The 6,654-nt window shown below is 73.4% G+C and carries 11 protein-coding genes; all 11 read left to right on the forward strand.

Translation table 11 applies throughout. The features are described from left to right. The first annotated feature begins 2 nt into the window (after positions 1-2). Positions 3-1,004: a hypothetical protein gene (locus ACIGZJ_RS31225; RefSeq protein WP_396460418.1), complete on the forward strand. Its 1,002-nt coding sequence runs from the start codon at positions 3-5 to the stop codon at positions 1,002-1,004. Positions 1,005-1,056: 52 nt separating this feature from the next. Then, a complete protein-coding gene (locus tag ACIGZJ_RS31230) occupies positions 1,057-1,809 on the forward strand; it encodes a hypothetical protein (protein WP_396460419.1) in 753 nt (250 codons plus the stop codon). Further along, positions 1,806-1,994 (forward strand): ribosomal-processing cysteine protease Prp, encoded by a 189-nt coding sequence (locus ACIGZJ_RS31235; RefSeq protein WP_396460420.1) that lies wholly within the window; start codon positions 1,806-1,808, stop codon positions 1,992-1,994. The genes ACIGZJ_RS31230 and ACIGZJ_RS31235 overlap by 4 nt, the downstream gene beginning before the upstream one ends. 2 nt (positions 1,995-1,996) lie before the next feature. Then, positions 1,997-3,298, forward strand: a complete 1,302-nt coding sequence (locus ACIGZJ_RS31240; RefSeq protein ID WP_396460421.1) for a hypothetical protein — start codon at positions 1,997-1,999, stop codon at positions 3,296-3,298. Between the two features lie 62 nt (positions 3,299-3,360). After that, positions 3,361-3,798, forward strand: coding sequence for a hypothetical protein (locus tag ACIGZJ_RS31245; protein ID WP_396460422.1), 438 nt, complete (start codon positions 3,361-3,363; stop codon positions 3,796-3,798). A gap of 16 nt (positions 3,799-3,814) precedes the next feature. After that, positions 3,815-4,447 (forward strand): hypothetical protein, encoded by a 633-nt coding sequence (locus tag ACIGZJ_RS31250; RefSeq protein ID WP_396460423.1) that lies wholly within the window; start codon positions 3,815-3,817, stop codon positions 4,445-4,447. After that, entirely contained in the window at positions 4,444-4,848 is a 405-nt protein-coding gene (locus tag ACIGZJ_RS31255; RefSeq protein WP_396460425.1) for a DUF6093 family protein, read from the forward strand. Before ACIGZJ_RS31250 ends, ACIGZJ_RS31255 begins: the two co-directional genes overlap by 4 nt. Continuing rightward, complete coding sequence (locus tag ACIGZJ_RS31260) at positions 4,845-5,225, forward strand: hypothetical protein (protein ID WP_396460426.1); 381 nt, start codon at positions 4,845-4,847, stop codon at positions 5,223-5,225. Before ACIGZJ_RS31255 ends, ACIGZJ_RS31260 begins: the two co-directional genes overlap by 4 nt. Continuing rightward, on the forward strand, positions 5,222-5,635 hold the full coding sequence (locus ACIGZJ_RS31265; protein ID WP_396460427.1) for a hypothetical protein: 414 nt from the start codon (positions 5,222-5,224) through the stop codon (positions 5,633-5,635). The genes ACIGZJ_RS31260 and ACIGZJ_RS31265 overlap by 4 nt, the downstream gene beginning before the upstream one ends. A 16-nt stretch (positions 5,636-5,651) precedes the next feature. After that, positions 5,652-5,981: a hypothetical protein gene (locus tag ACIGZJ_RS31270; protein WP_396460428.1), complete on the forward strand. Its 330-nt coding sequence runs from the start codon at positions 5,652-5,654 to the stop codon at positions 5,979-5,981. An 83-nt stretch (positions 5,982-6,064) separates the two neighbouring features. After that, entirely contained in the window at positions 6,065-6,544 is a 480-nt protein-coding gene (locus tag ACIGZJ_RS31275; RefSeq protein ID WP_396460429.1) for a hypothetical protein, read from the forward strand. The last annotated feature ends 110 nt before the right edge of the window (positions 6,545-6,654 follow it).

The following is a 6,654-nucleotide window of genomic DNA, read 5'->3' on the forward strand; positions in this document are numbered from 1 at the left end:
CGGTGGCGACCGCCGAAGACCTCGCCACCGCCCACTACCTCCAGCAGCAGCGCACCGTCCGCCAAGCCGCCGACCGCGCCCAGGCCCTCTGGCACGCCCTCGGCCTCGAACCCGGCCGCTTCGACACCCAGTGGCTCACGGTCGGACCCGGCCTCGTCCAAGCCGTGACGGACGGCCAGCAGGCCGCCGCCGCCCCCGCCGACACCTACCTCACAGCGGTCATCGCCGCCGACGGCGCCGCCACCGAACCCGCCGGCACCCTGAACACCAACGCCTTCGCCGGCCACGCCGCCGACGGCCGATCCCTGCGCAGCCTCCTCTACGAACCCGTCATCGACACCAAATGGCGCATCGCCGCCGGCCAGAGCGTGCGCGACGCCACGACCGGCGCCCTGTCCACCCTGCTGCGCACCGTCACCACGGAGGTAGCCGACGCCGGGCGCACCGCGGTGGGCGCGGGGATCGCCTCGAACCGGGCCACCCGCGGCTACGTACGGGTCCTCAGCCCGCCCTCGTGCTCCCGCTGCGCGATCCTGGCGGGCCGCGAGTACGCCTTCAACTCCGGCTTCGACCGGCACCCGCGATGCGACTGCGTGCACCTGCCGATCACCCGCTACCGGCGCGGCGCCCGCACGATGGACGTCCGCGCCTACTTCGACAGCCTCCCGCGCGCCGAGCAGAACCGGGTCTTCACGATCCACGGCGCGCAGGCGATCCGCGACGGCGCCGACATCAACTCCGTCGTCAACGCCCGCCGCGGCCTCTACACCGCCGGCGAGGGCGCCAACCGGGTCCGCGCGACCTACGACGCGACCACCGCCCGCGGCGCGTTCTTCCGGGCCGAACGCGAGCGGGCCATCCGCTTGGGCCTGGTCCCGCGCAACCAGGACCGGCGCGCCTTCAGACTCCGGGCCCGCCGGCTGACCCCGGAGGAGATCTACGGCCGGGCCGAGAACCGCGACCAGGTGATCGCGATGCTCCGCCGCTACGGCTACCTGACCTGACCCCCGGCGCAACGCCGGACCGGTCCCACCTCCTGCAACGGGAGACCACCACATGTCCCACCGCCTCACCCGCTCCTGGTTCGACCTCGCCCGCCACGACGAGGCAGACCCCGACCCCGTGCCCGACCCGGACCCGGGCACGCCGGACCCCGCCGACGGCGACCCGCCCGGAACCGATCCCGACCCCGGCGCAGACCCGGGCACCGGCGACCCCGACCCCGAGGGCACCGGCGACAGCGACGAGGCGAAGCTCGGCGACGCCGGCAAGCGCGCCCTCGACCGCATGAAGGCCTCCGAGGCCGACGCCAAGCGCAAGGCGGCCGAGGAACGGCGCGCCCGCATCGCCGCCGAGGCCAAGGTCCGCGAGTACGAGGACCGCGACAAGTCCGAGCTCGACAAGGCCGCCGCCAAGGCCGAACGGGCCGCCGACCAGGCCGCCAAGGCCGTCGCCCGGGCCGTCTCCGCCGAGATCAAGGCCGGCGCCAAGGACCGGTTCGCCGACCCCGCCGACGCCATCGACGTCCTCATGCGCGACCCCGCGAAGTACGTCGACGGCGACGGCGAGATCGACGCCGACGCCATCGAGAGCGCCCTGGCCGACCTGCTCGAGCGCAAGCCCCACTGGGCCAAGCCCGAACCCGCCCCGGCCACCCCGGACCCGGCACCCGACAAGCGCACCCGGCCGCGTCCCGACCCCGCGCAGGGAACCCGCACCCCGCCCCCCGCCGCCGACTTCCGCACCGCCTCCAAGGAGGACCTCGCCGCGGAGCTTGCCAAGTACGGCTACCGGCAGCGCTATTCGTGATCACCATCCGCGCCCGTCTGGGCGACGGGCGCACCTCCATCGAGGTGACCGGTCACGAGGAGCACGCTGCCGGGGGTCGCGTCTGCGCCGCCGTGTCGGCCGTCACCCACACCGCACTGCTGGGCCTCGAGGAGCTCGCCCGGCAACACCCGGACCTCGTGTCCGTCACCATCACCGAGGAGTGATCATGACCACCCCCAAGACAGCGCCCGCGTGGTTCCGCATCGACCGGCACGCCGGCGTGCGGCCCACCCTGCCGGCCGCGATCCAGGCGATCCTGCAGAACGGCACCCTGGACAGGATGTTCAAGGACGCCCTCGTCCCGAACTTCCTGTTCCCCCAGATCGCCGACGCCGAGCCCTGGGTCGGCGGCCTGGGCGACACCAAGACCTTCACCCGCAAGGGCCTCTTGGCTCCGGCCACCACCCCGGTCACCGGCTCCGACCCGTCCCCGGCGACCTACACCGTCGAGCAGTGGTCCGTGACGATGGACCAGTACGCCAACACCATGGACACCAACATGCTGGGCTCCGCGCTCGCGCTGGCGTCCAAGTACCTCGCCGACATCGAGGGCCTCGGCGTCAACGCCGGCCAGACCATCAACCAGGTCGCCCGCAACAAGCTCTTCAAGGCCTACGCGGGCGGCCGGACCTGGGGCACCACCACCGCCGGCTCCGACACCGCGATGATCGTCCAGTCCACGGACGGCTTCGAGACCGTCCTGGTCAACGGCGTCCCCACCGCGGTCTCCGGGGCCAACCCGCTCACCGTGTCCATCGCCGGCGTCGCCAACACCGTCGTCGGCGTCAACACCGGCACCAAGACCCTCACCCTGGGCACCGCCCGCGCCGACACCGCCGGCGACTACATCGTCGCCGCGAACGCCCCGGTCACCGTCCGCCCGGCCGGCAACAGCGCCTACGACCTGACCGCCGGCAACATCGCCACCTTCGCGCACTTCCGCGCCGCCGTCGCCCGGCTGCGCAAGATGGCCGTCCCGACCGTCGGCGGCTACTACGTCGCGCACATCGACCCCGACACCGAGGCGCAGCTGTTCTCGGACAGCGACTTCAAGGGCGCCCTCCAGGGCCGCGTCGACTCCCCGATCTACCAGGACCTGTCGATCGGGCGGTTCGCCGGCATCGACTGGGTCCGCAACCTCGAGGCGCCGACCATCCTCGGCGGCTCCGCCGGCACCCTCACCGTCCACCGGCCGATCGTGCTGGGCGCCAACGCGCTGATGAACGCCCCCCTCGAGGGCACCGCGAACCTCCTCGCCGGCACCGGCGTCGAGGACGTCCCCGAGATCCGCGTCGTCGACGCCGCCCCGGGCGTCAACGTCAACCTCATCGTCCGCCCGCCGCAGGACCGCCTGCAGCAGGTCGTCACCACGACCTGGGCCTGGACCGGCGACTTCGGCGTCCCCACCGACGCCGGCTCCGGCGACGCCGCCCTCTACAAGCGCGGCGTCGTCATCGAGCACGCCTGAGCCCCCCTTCCCGGGGCCCGACCGCCGTCGAGCCCCGGGGCCCGTCCCCCCGAGGAGGACCCATGCGTGTCCGCACCACCGAGGCCACCCAGGCCTACTGGAACTACCAGGTCCACGACCTGCCGTCCGGGTACGAGACCGACGGCGAGTTCGCCGAGCACCTGTGGAATGTCCGGGCGCCCGTCGAGATCGTCGACGGTGAGCCCCCCGCCCCGCCCGAGGACCCGGCCCAGGACGAGGCGCCGACCGACACCGACACCAACCCCGGTCACGACGGCGACAGCCCGGACGCCGACGAACCGCCCGTCGACGCCACCATCGAGACCCTCATCAACTGGGTCGGCGGCGACCCCGGCCGCGCCCGCACGGCCCTGACCGCCGAGCAGGCCAAGGACGCCCCGCGCGCCACCGCCGTCAAGCGCCTGGCCGCCATTGTGGAGACCGCCGAGGACGACGACCAGACCCCCGACGCCACCGAGGCCGAGGCCGAGACCGCCTGAGCAAGGGAGGCCCACCGTGCCCCTCCCCCCACTCGCCACCCAGACCGACCTCGAGGACGCACTCCAGCGCACCCTCGACCCCACGCAGGCCGCCGCCGCCCTGCGCCGCGCCTCTGCCAAGGTCCGCGGCTACTGCCGACAGGAACTCACCTTCCACGCCCAGGACACGATCGAGATCCCCGGCGGAACCCGCCATCTCCTCGTCCCCCAGCGGCCCCTCGTCGTGGACGCCGACAACCCGCTCACCATCACCGAGCTGGCCGGCACCGCCGGCATCGAACTCCCCTGCCTCGAGGGCCGCGACTACACCCGCCTCGGCCCGAAACTCACCCGCGCCGAGGCCTACTGGCAGCCCACCCGCCTCATGGGCTGGCCCCGCACCCACCCCCAAGGCATCTGGGCCGACCGCATCCGCCTCACCTACAGCCACGGCTACACCACCGTCCCCGACGACATCCTCGACATCGTCGTCGACCTCGCCACCATGACCATGACCAACCCCCAAGGCCTGCGCTCCGAGTCCATCGACGACTACTCCCGCACCTTCGCGAGCGAGACCATCGGCGCCGGCACCCTCACCCCCGACCACCGCCGCACCCTCAACGCCTACCGCCTCAGCCCCGCCTACTCCGTGGCCCCCACCCGATGAGCGCCCTCGACGCACTCCTCACCGCCGGCCGCACCGCCCACCAAGCCCTGATGATCGACCAGATCACCCTGCTGCGCCCCGGACCGGACATCTACGACCCCGTCACCGGCGAAACCACCCCCGGCACCGGACAGACCCTCTACACCGGCCCCGCCAGGGTCAAGCCCTTCCAGGCCGTCTCCGAAGACGTCCCGGCGGGCGAACGCGCCGTCGTGCTGCGCCGCTACGAGGTCGCCCTGCCCTGGACGACCGTCCCAGCCGGCCAGGTGCTGCCCGGCGACCGGGTACTCGTGACCGCCTCACCGGACCCCCGGCTGGCCGCGCTGGACCTCTGGGTGACCAGCGCGGGTGCCTCGGCGACCGCCACCGCCTGGCGTATCGAAGCGGAGGACCGATCGTGAGCGTCGACATCACCGCCCTCGAGGCCCTGGTCGCCGACCTGGCCAGGTCCGCCGACGAGGCCGACCGACAGGCCAGACAGGTCGTCTCCAAGGGCGCCTTGAACATCAAGAGGGACTGGCGGGCCAACGCGCGCGCGTCCTCCGGCCGCCACGCGCCGCACTACCCGGGCAGCATCGGCTACGACCTGGACAGCGCCCCGGGCAGCACCTCCGCGGTGATCGGCCCCGACAAGGATGCGAAGCAGGGCGCGCTCGGCAACATCCTGGAGTACGGCACGTCCCAGCAGGGCGGCCACAACGACGGCGGCCGCGCGCTGATGAGCGAGGAGGCGCGGTTCATTGCAGCGGTCGAGGCCCTTACCCGGGACCTGCTGTGACCACCCCAGTCCCGGAGGACCTGCCGCACGTCCTCGCCGCCCAATCCGCCATCGAGGCGACCGGCCTGGCCGTGTACCTCGGCGGCGCCCCGGCTGGCCGCGCGCTGCTGCCCGCCACCTACGTCGTGCTGTACCCGTCTCCGGGCATCGAGTCCGCCGCGTCGCTCGCTGACGACCGGACCGGCCTCGACCTGATGCTGCAGGCGACGGCCGTCGCGACCACCCCCGAGGGCGCGATCGGCACGGCCGGCCGCGTCCGGCGCGCCGTCGCCGGCGGCCTGGTGGTGGACGGCCGGGTGTGCTGGCGGCCCGAGGCGCTCGGCGGCCCGCCACTGCAGCGCGACGACGACGTCACCCCGCCGCTCTGGTACCTGCCCATGCAGTACCGGATCCGTTCCATCACCGCCTGACGACAAGGAGGCCCCCGTGGCCACTCTCACCGCCGCCGCGCTTGCCGCGGCGGGCACCCTCGAAGCCCCCGCCGCCGCGTCCGCCGGCGGCGACAAGGTCGCCCCGGTCGGCGACCGCGTCTGGGTGGAGGTGACCAACGGCGGCGGCTCGTCCATCACCGTCACCATCTCCTCCTACGCGACGGTGCGCGGCCAGGCCGCCGTCGACCGCACGGTCACCATCGCCGCCTCGGCCACCAAGAAGATCCCGATCTTCGCGGACCTGAACACCAACCCGTCCGACGGCCTCGCGTCGATCTCGTACTCCGGCGTCACCACGGTGACCGTCGCGGCCTACCGGTCCTGACCCTGGCCTCCCGCCCGTCCCGTTGATCTGTTCGCCCCGCCGCCCCGGCGCCGGGGCGTTTCTCATGCCCCGAGGAGCCCCCCGTGTCCGACCTCATCAGCGACGGCCTCACCAAGGTCGTGTGGTGCGCGTCGCTCTCCAGCCTGTCCGCGCCAAGCGCCACCGAGCTCAACGCCGCACCGGACTACACCAGCCGCATCACTCCCGACGGCCTCAAGACCGACCCCACCACAGCGGGCGTCGATACCGGCAGCCTCGCCAGCACCACCGACACCGAGGAGGTCGGCCGCGTCAAGTGGGACGTCGAGGTGACCTTCAAGGTGGGCTCCACGCCCACCGAGCAGCTGCCGTACACCACCCTCACCCGCGGTACGCACGGCTACCTCGTCGTGCGCCGGGACATTCCGACCGCCAACGCGTTCGCCGCAGGCCAGGCCGTCGAGGTCTACCCGGTCGCCTGCGGGCAGCGCGCCCGCAAGGCCCCGGCCGCCAACGAGCTCGCCAAGTACATGGTGCCCATGAAGGTCTTCGCCGAGGCGATCCCGGACGCGGTGGTCGCGTGATGGCTGGCAAGGGCCCCCGCCCGGCCGGGCGGGACATCGAGGCCGTCATCACGGGCGCCACCGCGCGCGAGACCACCGTGCCCCTGTGCCTCGCAGGCGCTCTCCAAGGC

Source organism: Kitasatospora sp. NPDC052868 (assembly GCF_044547105.1).
Classification (GTDB): domain Bacteria; phylum Actinomycetota; class Actinomycetes; order Streptomycetales; family Streptomycetaceae; genus Kitasatospora.

What these genes read in the sequence shown, in the direction of transcription:
- ACIGZJ_RS31230 (WP_396460419.1), top strand. Translation starts at nt 1,057, where the DNA reads ATGTCCCACCGCCTCACCCGCTCCTGGTTCGACCTCGCCCGCCACGAC.
- ACIGZJ_RS31240 (WP_396460421.1), top strand. Translation starts at nt 1,997, where the DNA reads ATGACCACCCCCAAGACAGCGCCCGCGTGGTTCCGCATCGACCGGCAC.
- ACIGZJ_RS31245 (WP_396460422.1), top strand. Translation starts at nt 3,361, where the DNA reads ATGCGTGTCCGCACCACCGAGGCCACCCAGGCCTACTGGAACTACCAG.
- ACIGZJ_RS31255 (WP_396460425.1), top strand. Translation starts at nt 4,444, where the DNA reads ATGAGCGCCCTCGACGCACTCCTCACCGCCGGCCGCACCGCCCACCAA.